Raw genomic sequence first — 318 nt, 5'->3', positions numbered from 1 at the left:
CTTGCGGGCATCCGCCTCCGGCAACGCGCCGCTTTGCGCCAGCGCCGCATACTCCGTCACGATGCTGAGTCCGACGTGCGCGATGTTCGTGAGGTCGTGCTTACGTTCTTCGATGCGCGTCTCGCGCGACTGCCACGCCGCCGATACGGAGACAGCGAGCAACGCGACGAGGCTGATGATCAACGGCAGCCAAAGCTTCTGCGTAAAACTGAGCTTGTGCATCCTGAGTCCTCGTGCAAATGAATGGAAACCGCGCAGGGCTGCCGTGCGAAGTGGCATGTGTATGGGCGCGCCGTGTGGCGCCGGCGGACTGTCCGG

Annotated in this window: 1 pseudogene; it reads right to left on the bottom strand. The window is 63.8% G+C overall.

The annotated features are described in order from the left end of the window. Window positions 1-222 (bottom strand): annotated as a pseudogene (locus tag HWY30_RS40975) (methyl-accepting chemotaxis protein); the annotation flags it as partial. Window positions 223-318 lie beyond the last annotated feature (96 nt).

It is taken from the genome of Paraburkholderia tuberum STM678, assembly GCF_902833905.1.
GTDB classification, from domain to species: domain Bacteria; phylum Pseudomonadota; class Gammaproteobacteria; order Burkholderiales; family Burkholderiaceae; genus Paraburkholderia; species Paraburkholderia tuberum.
This window is presented reverse-complemented; position numbering and strand designations above follow the sequence as displayed.